The sequence below is a fragment of the Pseudomonas sp. MF09150 genome (assembly GCF_059862355.1).
Window position 1 is genome coordinate 168,868 of sequence record NZ_JCBCUS010000002.1, and the last position, 16,972, is coordinate 185,839.

Below are 16,972 nucleotides of genomic sequence, written 5' to 3' on the forward strand. Positions count from 1 at the left end.
GAAAACTCGGCAGACAGCAAGGACCGTCAGATTAACGCAGACACATGACGCCCGGATATTCGAATCCTCCGGACGTCGCGTCTGCTTTAGAAACGTCGCAAATCGAGCGTCATCGGCAACTCGTCGTTGATGCTCAAGCTCGGCACGGGCAAGGTTCCCGGGGTGTGGCCCAGGCGGAAAAAGCGCGCCATGCGCCGGCTTTCCGCCTCATTGGCGTTGACCGGCAGGCTGTCGTAGTTCCGCCCGCCCGGGTGCGCAACGTGGTACTGGCAACCGCCCAGGGAGCGCTGCATCCAGGTGTCGAGCAGGTCGAACACCAGCGGCGCATGCACCGGGATGGTCGGTTGCAGACAGTTGGCCGGCTGCCAGGCGCGATAGCGCACGCCAGCGACAAACTCACCGACCCGGCCGGTTGGCTGCAACGGCACCGCCACCCCGTTGCAGGTCAGGATGTAGCGTTGCGGTGCCAGCCCACTGAGCTTGACCTGCAGGCGCTCCAGCGAGGAGTCGACGTAACGCACCGTGCCGCCGGCCGTGCCCTCTTCCCCCAGCACATGCCAGGGTTCCAGGGCCTGGCGCACTTCCAGCTCGATACCGCTGACCGCGTAATCCCCCACCTTCGGAAATCGAAACTCCAGGTGCGCGGCAAACCATTCGGCGCGCAGCCCGTAGCCGGCCGCATTGAGCTCGACAATGACGTCGGCGAAGTCCTGCTCGATAAAGTGCGGCAGCATAAAGCGGTCATGCAGCTCGGTGCCCCAGCGCGCCAGCTTGGCCGGCGCATAAGGTTCGCGCCAGAAGCGCGCCACCAGGGCCCGCAGCAGCAGTTGCTGGGCCAGGCTCATGCGCGCATGGGGCGGCATCTCGAAGGCCCGCAGCTCGAGCAGCCCCAGGCGTCCGGTGGCACCGTCCGGCGAATACAGTTTGTCGATGCAGAACTCGGCCCGGTGGGTATTGCCGGTGACGTCGATCAGCAGGTTGCGCAGCAGCCGGTCCACCAGCCACGGCGCGCACTCCTGGCCTGGTTCGGGCATTTGCGCGAAGGCGATTTCCAGCTCGTACAAGGCATCGTTGCGCGCCTCGTCGACCCGGGGCGCCTGGGAGGTCGGCCCGATAAACAACCCGGAAAACAGGTAGGACAACGAGGGGTGGTTGTGCCAGTAACTGATGAGGCTGCGCAGCAGGTCCGGGCGCCGCAGGAAGGGCGAGTCCGCTGGGGTCGCGCCGCCGAGGACGAAGTGGTTGCCGCCACCGGTACCGGTGTGGCGCCCGTCGATCATGAATTTCTCGGTGGTCAGGCGGTTCTGCCGCGCCTCTTCGTAGAGAAACTCGGTGCGCTCCACCAACTCGTCCCAACTGGCCGAAGGCTGCACGTTGACCTCGATCACACCCGGGTCCGGGGTGACCCTGAAGTTGCTCAGGCGCGGATCGCTGGGCGGCTCGTACCCTTCCAGCAACACCGGGCTGTGCAACTCCTCGGCGGTGGCTTCGATGGCGCTCACCAGCTCCAGGTAATCCTCCACTCGCTCCAGCGGCGGCATAAACAGATACAGCCGCCCCTCACGCGCCTCGGCGCAGAGCGCGGTGCGGGTCAGCCAGTCGGCGGACTCATCAATGGCCGGTACCCGCTCATCCACCGGAGACGGTTCGCCATGGCTGTGCAGTTGCTGGCTGCCGGGCAGCTCGGCGAACTCCTGATTGGGGTCGGTCGGGTGAATGAACGGGTACTCCGCTGCCTTGACCCAGGGCTGGGAACCCAGGGGCAGGCGATAACCCAGGGGCGAATCCCCGGGAATCAGCCGGCAGTGACTGTCGCGCAGGTACCAGCGGCCGCTCTGCCACTGGTCGCCCTTGGCCGTGCGCGCCAGGGGCAAGACCTGGCCGATGACCTTGTCCAGGCCCTGGCTGAACACCTTATGCAGCCGCGCGCGTTCCAGGGCATCGTCCAGGCGCGAATCTTCGGCGGTGACGTTGGATGGCAAGGCGCCCTCGCGCCACAGGTAGTAGAAATTGTCTTCGTAAGCCGCAAACACGAAGCGCGCCGGCAGCTTCAGGCGCTCGGCGACACTCGCCAGAAAACGTCCAGCCAGCAGGCCATCGGCGCCATAGTCCTGATGCTCATCGGCGATCAAGGCGCTGTTGTGCCAGATCGGCACACCGTCCCGCCGCCAGTAGCAGTTCAACGACCAGCGCGGCAGTTGCTCGCCGGGGTACCACTTGCCCTGGCCGAAATGCACCAGGCCCTTGGGCGCGTAGTGATTGCGCATGCGCTGGAACAACTCGGCGGACAGCCGGCGCTTGTCGGCCCCCAGGGCTGCGGTGTTCCACTCGGCACCGTCCGGGTCGTCGATCGAGACAAAGGTCGGCTCGCCGCCCATGGTCAGGCGCACATCGCCTTGCAGCAGGTCGGCGTCAATCTGCCGCCCCAGGGTCTGGATCGCCAGCCACTGCTCTTCGGTGTAGGGCTTGGTGACCCGAGGGGCTTCCCAGATCCGCTCAACCGACATTTCGTGGGTGAATTCGCACTCGCAAGGCTCCACTAGGCCGCTGATAGGCGCCGCAGAGGACGGATCGGGGCTGCACGCCAACGGAATGTGCCCTTCGCCGGCAAACAGCCCGGAGGTGGCATCCAGGCCGATCCAGCCCGCACCCGGCAAATAGACTTCGCACCAGGCATGCAGGTCGGTGAAGTCGACCTCGGTGCCCGAGGGGCCATCGAGGGCCTTTACATCCGCGGTCAGTTGAATCAGGTAGCCCGAGACGAATCTCGCCGCCAGCCCCAGGTTGCGCAGCAGCTGGACCAGCAGCCAGGCCGAGTCGCGGCAGGAGCCCGAGGCGTTGTCCAGGGTCTGCTCCGGGGTCTGGACCCCGGGTTCCATGCGGATCAGGTAGCCGATGTCTTCGCTCAGGCGCTGGTTGAGGGCCACCAGGAAATCCACTGCCGGCAGTGGCGTGCGGTCGATGCCGTCCAGGTAGGCCTGGAATTTCGGGGTCAGCGGCAAGGTTTCCAGATACGGCGCCAGCTCGCGCTGTTCGTCGGCGGCGTAGACAAAGGGGATTTGCTCGGCGTAGGGCTCAAGGAAAAAGTCGAACGGGTTGAACACCGCCATCTCGGCCAGCAGATCGACCTCGATCCGCAGCTCGCTGGTTTTTTCCGGGAACACCAGGCGTGCCAGGTAGTTGCCCTGGGGGTCCTGCTGCCAGTTGATAAAGTGCTGCTCAGGCAAAACCTTCAGCGCATAGGAGAGAATCCGCGTCCGGCTGTGGGCGGCCGGGCGCAGGCGCACGATCTGCGGGCCGAGTTCGACCGCGCGGTCGTAGCGGTAATGCGTGACATGGTGCAATGCGACATGGATCGACACGGCGTGCCTCCTGCGAGCCTGGGCGGTGAAAGAAAGCGCGCAAGACTTATGCCATCCCGCCCCGCCAACGCTTTCCACTGTGACTCAACGCAGTACAGCACCAAAACCGCGCAGTGCCTGCATTGCCGTGCAAGGGTTGCACACAAATGCGGCAGGCACGGTGCGATACCTCACCCGCGCTTGCCCGGCCCCTTGGCCTCACGCTTGATGCGCTTGCGTTCGTGGCGAATCTGCACAAGCTGCTTGCGCATCTCCCGATGGCGTCGGCTGTTGAGTAACAACAGGCCGAGCAATGGCAGCAACAGCGCAAAGCCATACAGGCCCGGGTGCGGTCCATACCGGTACATCGGCACCAACGCCGCCAGGCACAGCAGGAAATACCCCGCCACCAGCCACGCCGCCCATTCCCGCCCACGCACAATCATCAGGTTGCCGAATACCAGCAGCGTCACCAGCACCAACATGCCGAGCCCGACATTATCGGTACTGCGCGAAGGCTCCAGCATGCGCCAATAGGTGGTGCCGGCCAGGGACAGCAGGATCGAGCCACTGAAGCAGCCGAGCAGGATCGTGAGCATGAAGGTCGGAAAATAACGCGCAAGGAAATCCACCGTCCGGCCACCGCCAATCATTCGTCGAACTCCTCGTAGAGGCCCAGCGCGATGGCTTTTTGCACCACGTATTCTTTCGCCGCTTTGATGTTGCCGGATCTAAGGCTGCCGCCGGTACTCAGCGTGGCGCCGAGAGCATCCTGCATCTGGGTCAGGGTCGCGTGACTGATCTGCGTTGTCGAATAGCGCTTGGGCAAGACACCGGCACGCTGGCGCAGCTTCAACAGTTTGGCGGTCAGGCTCGGGTCCCGCAGGCTCAACAGCTCGTTGGTCAACTTGGCCCGTTCCTGGCGGTTGAGGCCCTTGAGCAACTGCGTCCAGCTTCTGCCGGCGTTGGCCGCTTTGCTGGCCTTGAGCAGCCTGTAGGTGGTCAGCGCTGATCCACCGACCCCCACCAGGGAAATGCCATCGAGAATCGGCGAGACGACGTTGTACCACTCGGCATCGTCCATGCGGTCGTTGGCCGCCGGGTCCTGGATCTCGTTGGCCACCCGCACACCCCCGATCACGCATTGAGCGGTGCCGGCCATCGCTGCCGAAGCCCCCAGCACCACCAGCCAGGCACTGGCGCCGGCGGTGAAAGGCACGGCAATGCTGCCACTGAACACCACCACCCAGCCGATCACCGCGGCCGTGCAGGCCAGGGTGGTGTTGAAGGACTCACTGGCCAGCCGCGACTCCCGCGGGTTGTTCTTCACCTGGTCGACAAACTGCTGGGGCGCGATGTAGCGCTTGGCCTCCCGCAGAATCAGCCGTTTGGGCCGGATGCTGCAGATCGGCCGAAATTCGCGCAGGGTGATCACATTGAAGTCGGCATCGATGTACACCACCCCGGCGCCGGCAATCGAGGGGTCGGTATCGATGGCGGCAAACAGCCGCGGCAGGTTGATCTGGCTTTCGATCCGCTGGCGGGCAAGAACCTGCGTCAGGCGCAGGTCTCCGATCACTTCGTCTAAAGCGCTGGTCACGGGATTCGTCCTTGATCTCATGGGTGAAAAGTCGGCCTGCCATGCGTCAGCTGGTAGCTGCCTCGGGCACGTCGGCGGTGCAGGCTGGCGCCACCTTAACAAAGCCGGCAGGACTTTTAAGACCGGCAGCGCGGCAAAATGTTTCGCCAGAATGCAAAACGCCAGCCCTGAGGCTGGCGTTGCGCTTAACGCGGTACGACCGGTTTACGCGCGGGCTTGGGCCCCTTGCCCTTGGCCGCATCCTTGCGTTCCTTGGCCGCCTGCTGGTTGCGGGCGAAAGCCGCCGCCTTGGCCTGCTCGCGCTTGTCCCACGAGTTGCCGCCATCGCTGGCCCGTGGTGGCAGGCCGGTGTGCTGGGTCAGGATCCTGGTGGTCTTCTCGCCGGCCACTTTGTGGCTGCCAGCCGGCGTCGAGTTCTTGCGACGGGCGCTCTGGTAGCTGTCGGTGGCCGGCTGGTGCAAGGGGATCAACTGGTTCTTGCCCGGCCCGATCAGGTCGGCGCGACCCATGCGGGTCAAGGCTTCACGCAGCATCGGCCAGCCTTTCGGGTCGTGATAACGCAAGAACGCCTTGTGCAGGCGACGCTGCTCCTCGCTCTTGACGATGGTCACCGCGTCGCTCTTGTAGGTCACCTTGCGCAGCGGGTTCTTGCCCGAGTGGTACATGGCGGTGGCGGTGGCCATCGGCGACGGGTAGAACGCCTGCACCTGGTCGGCACGGAAGCCGTTGCCCTTGAGCCACAGGGCCAGGTTCATCATGTCTTCGTCGGTGGTGCCAGGGTGCGCAGCGATGAAGTACGGAATCAGGTACTGCTCTTTCCCGGCTTCCTTGGTGTACTTCTCGAACATGCGCTTGAACTTGTCATAGCTGCCGATGCCCGGCTTCATCATCTGGTTGAGCGGACCTTCCTCGGTGTGTTCCGGGGCGATCTTCAGGTAACCGCCAACGTGGTGGGTCACCAGCTCTTTGACGTATTCAGGCGACTCGACCGCCAGGTCGTAGCGCAGGCCGGAAGCGATCAGGATCTTCTTCACACCCGGCAAGGCACGGGCGCTGCGATACAGCTGGATCAGCGACGAGTGGTCGGTATTCAGGTTCGGGCAGATACCCGGGAACACGCAGGACGGCTTGCGGCACGCGGATTCGATTTCCGGGCTCTTGCAGGCAATGCGGTACATGTTCGCGGTCGGGCCGCCGAGGTCGGAGATCACGCCGGTAAAGCCCGGGACCTTGTCGCGAATCTCTTCGATCTCGCGAATGATCGACTCTTCGGAACGGTTCTGGATGATCCGCCCCTCGTGCTCGGTGATCGAGCAGAAGGTACAGCCGCCGAAGCAGCCACGCATGATGTTCACCGAGAAGCGGATCATGTCGTAGGCCGGAATTTTTTCCTTGCCGTACGCCGGGTGCGGGACGCGGGCATAGGGCATGCCGAACACGTAGTCCATTTCTTCGGTGGTCATGGGAATGGGCGGCGGGTTGAACCAGACGTCCACTTCGCCATGCTTCTGCACCAGCGCGCGGGCGTTGCCCGGGTTGGTTTCCAGGTGCAGCACGCGGTTGGCGTGGGCATACAGCACCGCGTCGCCACGGACCTTTTCCACCGACGGCAGGCGAATCACTGTCTTGTCCCGGGTCATCCGCGGGCTGGCCAGGATCTGCACCACCTTGGCTTCGTTGGGGTCTTCAACCGGCCCTTTCTCTTGCTCGATGGCGCAAGCCTGGGTGTCCTGCGTATTCACGTAGGGGTTGATGATCTTGTCGACCTTGCCCGGACGGTCGATGCGCGTGGAGTCGACTTCGTACCAGTCTTTCGGTGTATCGCGACGGATGAACGCGGTGCCACGGACATCGGTGATGTCTTCGATCTTGTGACCGTAGGACAGGCGCTGGGCAACTTCGACAATCGCCCGCTCGGCGTTGCCGTACAGCAGGATATCGGCGCAGGCGTCGATCAGGATCGAGTTGCGTACGCGGTCTTGCCAATAGTCGTAGTGGGCGATACGGCGCAGGGACGCTTCGATGCCGCCGAGGACGATCGGCACATTCTTGTAGGCTTCCTTGCAGCGCTGGCTGTAGACCAGGCTGGCGCGATCCGGACGTTTGCCAGCCATGCCACCTGGGGTGTAGGCGTCATCGGAACGGATCTTTTTATCGGCGGTGTAGCGGTTGATCATCGAATCCATGTTGCCGGCCGCGACGCCGAAGAACAGATTCGGCTCGCCGAGCTTCATGAAATCGTCTTTGGACTGCCAGTTCGGCTGGGCAATGATCCCGACGCGAAAACCCTGGGACTCCAGCAGCCGGCCGATGATCGCCATGCCGAACGACGGGTGATCGACATAGGCATCACCGGTCACGATGATGATGTCGCATGAATCCCAGCCGAGCTGATCCATCTCCTCCCTGCTCATCGGCAGGAACGGCGCTGGCCCGAAACATTCGGCCCAGTACTTGGGATAGTCAAATAACGGCTTGGCTGCTTGCATCATGTCGATAACCGGTGTTGGCTTTCATTGAATTTCGCGGGCGCGGAATATAGCACAAAAAATGACCAATTCCGACTGCAACGGTCGGAAATATCAGCGCCGGGCTTGGGACCTGCCGCCGGGAGCCCGAAGCTCCGGCGGGCTTACTCGTCGTCGAAGTTGTAGCTGCCTGGGGCCAGGTTTTCGAAGCGGGTGTACTTGCCGATAAACGCCAGTCGCGAGGTACCGATCGGACCGTTCCGCTGCTTGCCGATAATGATCTCGGCGATGCCCTTGTGCTCGGTTTCCGGGTGATACACCTCGTCCCGGTACACGAACATGATGACGTCGGCATCCTGCTCGATGGCTCCGGATTCCCGCAAGTCGGAGTTGATGGGGCGCTTGTTCGGGCGTTGCTCCAGGGAGCGGTTGAGCTGCGACAGCGCCACCACCGGGCAGTTGAACTCTTTGGCCAGGGCTTTCAGAGAGCGAGAGATTTCCGAAATCTCATTGGTCCGGTTATCGCCGCCCGAACCCGGGATCTGCATCAACTGCAGGTAGTCGATCATGATCAGCGCGACTTCGCCGTGCTCACGCACCAGGCGTCGGGTCCGCGCACGCATTTCCGAGGGGCTGATACCGGCCGTATCGTCGATGAACAACTTGCGATCATTGAGCAGGTTGACCGCCGAAGTCAGGCGCGGCCAATCGTCGTCGTCCAGGCGGCCGGCCCGGACCTTGGTTTGATCGATCCGCCCCAGGGACGACAACATACGCATGATCAGCGATTCGCCTGGCATCTCCAGGGAGTAGACCAGTACACACTTGTCACTGCGCAGTACGGCGTTTTCCACCAGGTTCATCGCAAAGGTGGTTTTACCCATGGATGGACGGCCGGCGACGATGATCAAGTCGGACGGCTGCAGGCCACTGGTCTTCTCGTCGAGGTCGGTGTAGCCGGTGGACAGGCCGGTAATCGCGTTGTCGGTGTTGAACAGGGTGTCGATGCGGTCGATGGCCTTGGTCAGCAGGTCATTGACGCTGACCGGGCCGCCGGTTTTCGGCCGTGCCTCGGCGATCTGGAAGATCTGCCGCTCGGCCTCGTCGAGGATCTCGGCGGCGGTGCGCCCTTCGGGGTTGAAGGCGCTGTCGGCGATTTCGGTGCTGATGCCGATCAGTTGGCGCAGGGTCGCACGCTCGCGCACGATCGCCGCATAGGCCTTGATGTTGGCCACCGACGGGGTATTTTTCGCCAGCTCGCCCAGATAGCCCAGGCCACCCACTTGCGAGGTCTGGCCTTCCTTGTCCAATTGCTCGGACAGGGTCACCACGTCGATCGGCATGTTCTGATCGGCCAGCTTGGCGATCGCACGGAAGATCAGGCGGTGGTCATGTCGATAGAAATCGCCATCCGATACTTGATCGAGCACGCGTTCCCAGGCGTTGTTGTCCAGCATCAGACCACCGAGCACGGCCTGCTCGGCCTCGATGGAATGCGGCGGCACCTTCAGGGCAGCGGTTTGCAGATCGTATTGCTCGGGAGCGGAGATATCGTTCATGGCCACTTGGAATCAGGGGAGTAAAAAACACAGGGTGCAGAAAGACAAAGGGCACGACCTGTAAACAGGATCGTGCCCGATGTTACCGGCAAGCACCCGGGGGTGCCAGCCGACAAGTGCTGCTTAAGCTGCTACCACGACAACGCGTACGGTGGCTTCAACTTCGGCGTGCAGGTGCACGGCTACGTCGAATTCGCCTACGTTGCGGATGGTGCCGTTCGGCAGACGAACTTCGCTTTTTGCAACTTCAACGCCAGAGGCGGTCAGTGCATCAGCGATGTCGTGAGTACCGATCGAACCGAACAGCTTGCCTTCGTCACCGGCGGTGGCAGTGATAGTCACTTCCAGCTCAGCCAGTTGGGCAGCGCGGCTTTCAGCCGATGCTTTACGGTCTGCAGCCAGTTTTTCCAGCTCAGCACGACGCTCTTCGAACGCAGCCAGGTTGGCAGCGGTCGCAGCGGTAGCTTTGCCGTAAGGCAGCAGGTAGTTACGGCCGTAACCAGCCTTAACGTTCACTTTGTCGCCCAGGTTGCCCAGGTTGGCGACTTTTTCCAGAAGGATCAGTTGCATGTGAAAATCCTCTTAACTTTTAACCTTCACCGTTCGCGTTATCGGCGTCTTTCGGCGCCAAACGACCGCGAAAATCAATCAGGCTGTCGACGATGGCCAAGACCACCAGCAACGGATAGATCAGTTGCATGAACAGCAGCAGCGTTACGTACAACCCCACCAGCCAGAATCTGGCCAGCCGCTTCTCAGCCACCAGCCCATGAATCAGGGCCAGCCCGGCGAACACCAGCGGTACGCTGCACAACGGCGTCAACATCGCCATCTGGGGGCCGAAGTTCGGTCCCAGAAGCATGCACGCCAGCAGCAACATCGCCGGCCCCAGCGGGATTCTGATAGCGCGAAACTCGCGACCAAAACCACCAGGGTTGTACAACAACGCCTGCCAGTAGCGCCCAACAATCAGGCTCAGCACACTGACGATCTGCAACAAGGCCGCAATCAGGCCGGTCAGGACCGGTGCTATCAGCGAGGCGAGACGAGCTCGCTCTTCAACCGATAATTGCTGGTAGAGATCACCGAGGGCCAACGGCAGGATTTTTACCAACTCCTGCGAGAGCATCTCGATCTGGGGGCGGAAAGTCACACCCAGCACTCCAGCAAACACCAGGCCCAGCGCTATGCTGACCAGCAGCACACGGTTCCAGGACTCGCTTGCGCGTAAAACCAACGCAAGGCCCGAAGACCCCAGCATCACTAAAAGCGCGCGGGGATCAGCGGAATAAAACCACCAGATCAACGCTGGCAGCAGTCCCAGGGCGAGGACACCAACGGCGTCCTTCAATCCGCGCCGCAGGAGCACAAGGCTTCCCGCAGCAGCACCCAACCAATACAACAACGGCAATGCCGCACATCCAGCCACTACCAGAGTGGCCTGCACACGACCGCGCATGATGAACTCAGCTAAGGCGCGCATGCATTCAATCCCTTACTACTTGTCGACTGCCCGGTCTCAGCGGCCGTGGCTGTCGGTGTAGGCCAGCAGGGCCAGGAAGCGGGCGCGCTTGATAGCGGTGGCCAGCTGACGCTGATAACGAGCTTTGGTACCGGTGATGCGGCTTGGAACGATTTTGCCGGTCTCGGATACGTAGGCTTTCAGAGTGTTGAGATCTTTGTAATCGATCTCTTTCACGTCTTCAGCGGTGAAGCGGCAGAATTTACGACGACGGAAGAAACGTGCCATGTAATTGGCTCCTCAAAAGGTCCGTGGATTACTCGTCAGCGTTATCGCTGGCGTCGCTGTTATCGCTGTCATCGCCATCGGCGCTGTCAGAATGCTCAGGACGGTCACGACGCTCACGGCGCTCACTGCGGTTTTCTTCAGCCTTGAGCATCTCGGATTGGCCGGTAACGGCTTCTTCGCGACGGATGACCAGGTTACGGATCACTGCATCGTTGTAGCGGAAGTTGTCTTCCAGCTCGGCCAGGGCCTTGCCAGTGCACTCAACGTTCAGCATCACGTAGTGAGCCTTGTGAACATTGTTGATTGCGTAGGCCAGTTGACGACGGCCCCAATCTTCCAGACGGTGGATTTTGCCGCCGTCTTCTTCGATCAGCTTGGTGTAACGCTCAACCATGCCGCCGACTTGCTCGCTTTGATCCGGGTGGACCAAAAAGATGATTTCGTAATGACGCATGAATGCTCCTTACGGGTTGTAGCCTGCCGCTCAAAAACGGTCAGACAAGGAGTGAATGACACTTATGGATCTTGCCGCAGGGAGGCACATGCGTGCCTGCCAGGAAGGCAAGGGGCGCAATTGTAGAGAAGGGGGAGAAAGGGCGCAAGGTGATTGGTGATTATTTGAACAATCCCCCATACACCACAAAAACAAATGTGGGAGGGGGCGTACTTCCGAAAGCGGTATGCCAGTTAACCAATGCACTGGCTGACACACCGTATCCGGGAGCAAGCCCCCTCCCACATTTTGACCTGCGCCAAACTTGGTTACTTCTTGGCTTTGGCCTTGGCGCCACGCTGGCGCTGGGCTTCGAACAGGCAGACACCCGTTGCGACTGAAACGTTGAGGCTGCTGACGCTACCGGCCATCGGCAGGTGCACCAGGTAGTCGCAATGCTCGCGAGTCAGGCGACGCATGCCCTTGCCTTCAGCCCCCATGATCAGGATGGTTGGGCCGGTCAGGTCCTGGTCATAAATGCTGACCTCGGCCTCCCCCGCCGTGCCCACGATCCACAGGCCACGCTGCTGGAGCTTCTCCAGGGTGCGCGCCAGGTTGGTCACGGCCACCAGCGGAATCACTTCCGCCGCACCGCAGGCGACTTTACGCACCACAGGCGTCAAGGTCGCCGACTTGTCTTTAGGCACGATCACCGCCAGCGCACCGGCAGCATCGGCCGAGCGCAGGCAGGCGCCCAGGTTGTGCGGATCGGTCACGCCGTCGAGCACCAGCAACAGCGGTGCGCCTTCGGTGCGATCGAGCAGCTCATCGAGCATCGCCTCGCCCCAGACCTGGCTCGGGCTCACGTCCGCTACCACGCCCTGGTGAACGCCTTCGACCCAGACGTCCATCTCACGACGCTCGGCTTGGCCGATCGCCACTTTGTTTTGGTTGGCCAGCTCGACCAGCGCTTGAACGCGCGGCTCACTGCGGCCTTCTGCCAACCACACCTGCTTGACGCGTTTCGGGTGGTGACGCAGCAATGCCTCTACGGCGTGTACGCCGTAGATTTTTTCCAGACTCATGACTTGGCCTTAGGTTTGCGCGACCCGCCGCTTTTCGCGGGGGCCGAACCCGCTTTCGGCGGGCCTTTACGGTGTTTGCTCGGTTTCTTTTCTGCGCCCTGGGACTTTCCCCCAGACGCCGCTTTACCACCGCTTTTGGCTTCGCTGAGCAACTGCTGCTTCAACTCACGACTCTTGCGTACTTCGGCGTTTTTTGCCGCGGCATCGCTTGGGCGGTAGGCTTCGGGGGCCTTGTCCTTGGCAGACGAACGACGACCCGCCTTGGCTGGCGCAGGCTCGGCGGCCGCTGCTTTCGCAGGAGCACCTTTACCTTTCGCGGCTGGTGCTGCGGTTTCGTTGCCACGTTTTTTACGGCCAGTCGGCTCAACAGGCTTGTCCGGCATGCCGAAGTCGATCTTGCGCTCATCCAAGTCGACGCGCATGACCTGTACTTCCACGGTATCGCCCAGACGGAAGCTGCGACCGGTGCGCTCGCCCGCCAGGCGGTGATGCACAGGATCGAAGTGGTAGTAGTCACCCGGCAAGGCAGTGACATGCACCAGGCCTTCGACGTAGATGTCAGTCAGCTCGACGAACAGACCAAAGCCAGTCACCGCGGTGATCACGCCCGGGAACGACTCGCCCACGCGGTCTTTCATGAACTCGCACTTGAGCCAGTTCACAACATCGCGAGTGGCTTCGTCGGCACGCCGCTCGCTCATGGAGCACTGCTCGCCCAGTTGCTCCAGGGCCGCTTCGTCGTACGGATAGATCCGCGCCTTCGGAATGGTCATGGCACCGGCGCGCTTGACGTGCGGGGTGTTCTGCTTGGAATGGATCACGCTGCGGATCGCCCGGTGCGTGAGCAGGTCCGGGTAACGGCGAATCGGCGAGGTGAAGTGGGTGTACGCCTCGTAATTCAGGCCGAAGTGGCCCTGGTTATCGGCGCTGTACACCGCCTGGCTCAGGGAGCGCAGCATCACGGTCTGGATCACGTGGTAATCCGGACGGTCCTTGATGCTGGCCAACAGTGCCTGGTAGTCCTTCGGCGTCGGGCCGTCCTTGCCTTTGTGCAGGGACAGGCCGAGCTCGCCGAGGAACGCGCGCAATTTCTCCAGACGCTCCGGCGGCGGGCCGTCGTGTACTCGGTACAACGCAGGGATCTCATGCTTCTTCAGGAATTCAGCGGTGGCCACGTTGGCCGCCAGCATGCATTCCTCGATCAGCTTGTGAGCGTCGTTGCGCGTGGTCGGGGTGATCGCGGCGATCTTGCGCTCGGAACCGAAGACAATCCGGGTTTCCTGAGTTTCAAAATCGATCGCGCCGCGCACATGCCGAGCGCCCAACAGCACCTTGTACAGCGCGTAGAGCTGCTTGAGGTGCGGCACGACATGGCCGTACTCACCGCGCAGGGTTTTGGCTTCGCTGGTTTTCGGCTGTTCCAGGATGGTGCTGACCTTGTTGTAGGTCAGGCGGGCCTGGGAGTGAATCACCGCTTCGTAGAACTGGTAGTCGGTCATTTCGCCAGTTTTCGAGATGGTCATCTCGCACACCATGGCCAAACGGTCGACTTTCGGGTTCAGCGAGCACAAGCCGTTGGACAGCTGCTCAGGCAGCATCGGGATCACGCGCTCGGGGAAGTACACCGAGTTGCCGCGCACCTGGGCTTCGTTGTCCAGGGCCGAACCGATCTTCACGTAGCTGGAAACGTCGGCAATCGCGACGAACAACTTCCAGCCGCCGGAGAACAGGCGCAACTTGCCAGGCTTGGCTTCGCAATAAACCGCGTCATCGAAGTCCCGCGCATCTTCGCCGTCAATGGTGACGAACGGCAGATGACGCAGGTCGATGCGCTTCTCTTTGTCTTTTTCTTCGACTTCCGGCTTGAGCTTGGCGGCTTCCTTGAGGACGGCCTCCGGCCAGACGTGAGGGATGTCGTAGGTACGCAGCGCGACATCGATCTCCATGCCCGGCGCCATGTAGTTGCCTACCACTTCGACCACATCGCCCTGCGGCTGGAAGCGCGGCGTCGGCCAGTGAGTGATCTTCACCTCGACGAACTGACCGACCTTGGCGTTGGCGTTGCGACCCGGGGTCACCAGCACTTCTTGCTGGATCTTCGGATTATCGGCCACGACAAAGCCGATGCCGCCCTCTTCGAAGTAACGGCCGACGATGGTCTCGTGGGCACGGGATACCACTTCAACGATCACGCCTTCACGGCGACCACGACGGTCCAGGCCGGAAACACGTGCCAGGGCGCGGTCGCCATCGAACACCAGGCGCATTTGCCCTGGGCTCATGAACAGGTCGTCACTGCCGTCGTCCGGCACCAGGAAGCCGAAGCCATCGCGGTGACCGCTGATGCGGCCCAGGATCAGGTCGAGCTTGTCCACCGGGGCATAGGTGCCACGACGGGTGTAAATCAGTTGAGCATCGCGCTCCATGGCGCGCAGGCGGCGGCGCAGGGCTTCGAGCTGGTCTTCTGTGGTCAGACCGAACTCTTCTACCAACTGCTCGCGGCTAGCAGGCGAACCCCGGTCAGCAAGGTGCTGCAGGATCAGTTCGCGGCTAGGAATAGGGTTTTCGTATTTTTCCGCTTCACGAGCGGCCTCGGGATCGAGGGACTGCCAATCGGCCATTAGATAAATTTCACCTTGTCTATATGCGGGTTAGTTTGGCATACGCGTATTGAAACGGGAAATTTCAGGCTCAGACAACGCGCGAAAGATCCGTGAAACGCCTCGGAAACCTCTTAGCAGCATGGCTTACGCAATTTTTTGGGTATTTTTCAAAACAGGGGTTTACAGCTTAAAAAGTGGTCCGTATAGTGCGCGCCATCAACACGGCGACGTCGTTGATACTGCCCAGATGGTGAAATTGGTAGACACGCCAGCTTCAGGTGCTGGTGACCGCAAGGTCGTGGAAGTTCGAGTCTTCTTCTGGGCACCAATTTCGAGCTTGAGAGTAGATCAATCTCAAGGCTCACACAAAAACCCGCGAAAGCGGGTTTTTGCATTCTAAGTATTTGATTTATTAAAACCAAAACAGGGGTTTACAGATCAAATCACGCTCCGTATAGTGCGCTCCATCGACACGGCAACGATGTCGATACTGCCCAGATGGTGAAATTGGTAGACACGCCAGCTTCAGGTGCTGGTGACCGCAAGGTCGTGGAAGTTCGAGTCTTCTTCTGGGCACCAATTCAGATTAAACCCGCGAAAGCGGGTTTTTTCGTTTCTGGCCTCCTGTTTTTCCCCGGTCACGCGCTACACACCCCTCCCCCATCAAAAACTCTTCTCCAGCTTCAGCGCCACTTCCGTCTGGCGATATTGATAAGCCCAATCGATGGTGCTCGCATTGAGGGTGCGCTTGACGTAAAGGTTGGGCACCACGCCCGCCACTTTAAAGCGTGGCATGGCCAGGTTGGCGATATAGATCTGCTGCCGATCCTCACGCAGCCCGCCGAGAAAGTAATCCGGCTCGTCATACCGCGTGCGCCGGTACAGCGCCGTCGCATTGAGGTTCAGCCCCACATCGAACATTCGATACAGCCCAAGGCTCGCCATGTATTCCTTGTTACTGGCCGACTCCTGCGGCTGGGTCCGACGGGTATAGGTCAAGCCGCCGTACACCAGGGTTTGACCGCCCAACAGGTAAGACGCCGAGCCGCCCACCAGGCGCTCGTCGTAGTTCTCGAAGTAGTCCCGCTCCTCACCCTGGAAACGAAAGTGCTTCTGCTGCCCCTGGAGGCTCAGTTGCAGCCGCTCGGTCAGGGTGTGCTTCCACTCCAGGCGCAGGCCGCTGGCTTGATACTTGTTGTGCCGATCGCCGTAGTAGCTTTCGAACAGTGGCGACACCGAGACATCATTCAACGCGCTCAGGTAGTTGTAGCCGGCATAAATCACACTGGTGTTTTCGTCGTAATAGGTCTCGGGCTCGTCTTCCTTGTGCCGATGGTAGTAGTTGCCATAGCTGAGTCCACGAACCAGCACATGATGATGCCCATCGATCTGAAAGCGCCGCTCGGCCACGGCGTCGTACACCAGGCTGGAGGACTTGATGGGCTCGGGCATCTTGCGACTGAAACGGTAGCAGCCAAAGAAATCACACACGTCCGTATGGGTCGTCATGCCGTTGGCCTGGTTGACGTTGCTGTTGTAGCCGGCGCCCAGCGCAACCGACCCATGCCAGCTGCGCCGCTCCTGCAAGGCCCCCTGATAACCCTCAAGCACTGGAATGACCTGCTCAGGAACCGCACTCGCCGCCACTTCATCAAACAGCACCTTGGCTTCACGCGACTGGTTGTCCTCGAACAATGCCCGGGCCAGCTCCAGCTTGGCCCGCACAAAAGCCGGGTCCATAGCCACTGCGGCTCGAAGATGGGCGATGGCCCGGCCGTAGCGCTTTTCCTGCCGGGCCAGCATGCCTTCGGCCATCAGCACCACTTTCTCGTCATGCCCCGGCAGTTGCCGGTAGCGCTCGACGAACTGGCGCACCTTGGGCCATTGCTGCAAATTCAGCGTGACATAGATGGCAGGCCCCAGATCCTCCAGAGTGTTCTGCACGTTGTACGTGCGCCCCTCGATGGTAATCAGTGACGAGTCATCCGTGGCCGGATCAATATCGATCAAATGCGAGCGCTCACGCTCGTTCACCGTTCGGTCAATCTTGTTCAACAGTCGCCGGGTATCGTCTTCATCGGCCCCTGCGGCACCGGCCAATAGAGTGAATACAAGCATTAAGACAAGCCGCAC

The 16,972-nt window shown here is 61.2% G+C and carries 12 protein-coding genes and 2 tRNA genes; 2 read left to right on the plus strand and 12 right to left on the minus strand.

Going from position 1 to position 16,972, the window contains the following annotated elements; all coding sequences use genetic code 11:
• Nucleotides 1-86: 86 nt before the first annotated feature.
• The 11 genes from AC19YX_RS10315 to rnr form a co-directional block, all read right to left on the minus strand.
• Nucleotides 87-3,362, minus strand: coding sequence for a transglutaminase family protein (locus AC19YX_RS10315; protein ID WP_500606198.1), 3,276 nt, complete (start codon nucleotides 3,360-3,362; stop codon nucleotides 87-89).
• A 170-nt stretch (nucleotides 3,363-3,532) separates the two neighbouring features.
• Entirely contained in the window at nucleotides 3,533-3,994 is a 462-nt protein-coding gene (locus AC19YX_RS10320) for a hypothetical protein (RefSeq protein ID WP_500606199.1), read from the minus strand.
• On the minus strand, nucleotides 3,991-4,941 hold the full coding sequence (gene ssp4 / locus AC19YX_RS10325) for an Ssp4 family T6SS effector (RefSeq protein ID WP_421548867.1): 951 nt from the start codon (nucleotides 4,939-4,941) through the stop codon (nucleotides 3,991-3,993). The genes AC19YX_RS10320 and ssp4 overlap by 4 nt, the downstream gene beginning before the upstream one ends.
• Nucleotides 4,942-5,126: 185 nt before the next feature.
• On the minus strand, nucleotides 5,127-7,430 hold the full coding sequence (locus tag AC19YX_RS10330) for a YgiQ family radical SAM protein (RefSeq protein ID WP_078469694.1): 2,304 nt from the start codon (nucleotides 7,428-7,430) through the stop codon (nucleotides 5,127-5,129).
• 143 nt (nucleotides 7,431-7,573) lie between these two features.
• Nucleotides 7,574-8,968, minus strand: coding sequence for a replicative DNA helicase (gene dnaB / locus AC19YX_RS10335; protein WP_078469562.1), 1,395 nt, complete (start codon nucleotides 8,966-8,968; stop codon nucleotides 7,574-7,576).
• Between the two features lie 123 nt (nucleotides 8,969-9,091).
• Complete coding sequence (gene rplI, locus AC19YX_RS10340) at nucleotides 9,092-9,538, minus strand: 50S ribosomal protein L9 (protein WP_020299422.1); 447 nt, start codon at nucleotides 9,536-9,538, stop codon at nucleotides 9,092-9,094.
• Nucleotides 9,539-9,557: 19 nt separating this feature from the next.
• Complete coding sequence (locus AC19YX_RS10345; protein WP_078469561.1) at nucleotides 9,558-10,451, minus strand: YybS family protein; 894 nt, start codon at nucleotides 10,449-10,451, stop codon at nucleotides 9,558-9,560.
• Between the two features lie 36 nt (nucleotides 10,452-10,487).
• Nucleotides 10,488-10,718 (minus strand): 30S ribosomal protein S18, encoded by a 231-nt coding sequence (gene rpsR / locus AC19YX_RS10350; protein WP_002551829.1) that lies wholly within the window; start codon nucleotides 10,716-10,718, stop codon nucleotides 10,488-10,490.
• Between the two features lie 28 nt (nucleotides 10,719-10,746).
• The gene (gene rpsF / locus AC19YX_RS10355; RefSeq protein WP_020299424.1) at nucleotides 10,747-11,172 is read right to left on the minus strand and encodes a 30S ribosomal protein S6; all 426 of its coding nucleotides are present in this window, start codon (nucleotides 11,170-11,172) and stop codon (nucleotides 10,747-10,749) included.
• A 308-nt stretch (nucleotides 11,173-11,480) separates the two neighbouring features.
• Complete coding sequence (gene rlmB / locus AC19YX_RS10360; RefSeq protein ID WP_078469560.1) at nucleotides 11,481-12,236, minus strand: 23S rRNA (guanosine(2251)-2'-O)-methyltransferase RlmB; 756 nt, start codon at nucleotides 12,234-12,236, stop codon at nucleotides 11,481-11,483.
• Nucleotides 12,233-14,857: a ribonuclease R gene (gene rnr, locus AC19YX_RS10365; protein WP_078469559.1), complete on the minus strand. Its 2,625-nt coding sequence runs from the start codon at nucleotides 14,855-14,857 to the stop codon at nucleotides 12,233-12,235. The genes rlmB and rnr overlap by 4 nt, the downstream gene beginning before the upstream one ends.
• 223 nt (nucleotides 14,858-15,080) lie before the next feature.
• Between rnr and AC19YX_RS10370 the strand changes: the two genes are divergently transcribed.
• A tRNA-Leu gene (locus AC19YX_RS10370) sits at nucleotides 15,081-15,167 on the plus strand.
• 164 nt (nucleotides 15,168-15,331) lie between these two features.
• Nucleotides 15,332-15,418: transfer RNA gene (locus AC19YX_RS10375), tRNA-Leu, on the plus strand.
• 84 nt (nucleotides 15,419-15,502) lie between these two features.
• Here AC19YX_RS10375 and AC19YX_RS10380 read toward each other — a convergent pair.
• The gene (locus AC19YX_RS10380) at nucleotides 15,503-16,957 is read right to left on the minus strand and encodes a porin family protein (RefSeq protein ID WP_500606200.1); all 1,455 of its coding nucleotides are present in this window, start codon (nucleotides 16,955-16,957) and stop codon (nucleotides 15,503-15,505) included.
• Between the last annotated feature and the right edge of the window lie 15 nt (nucleotides 16,958-16,972).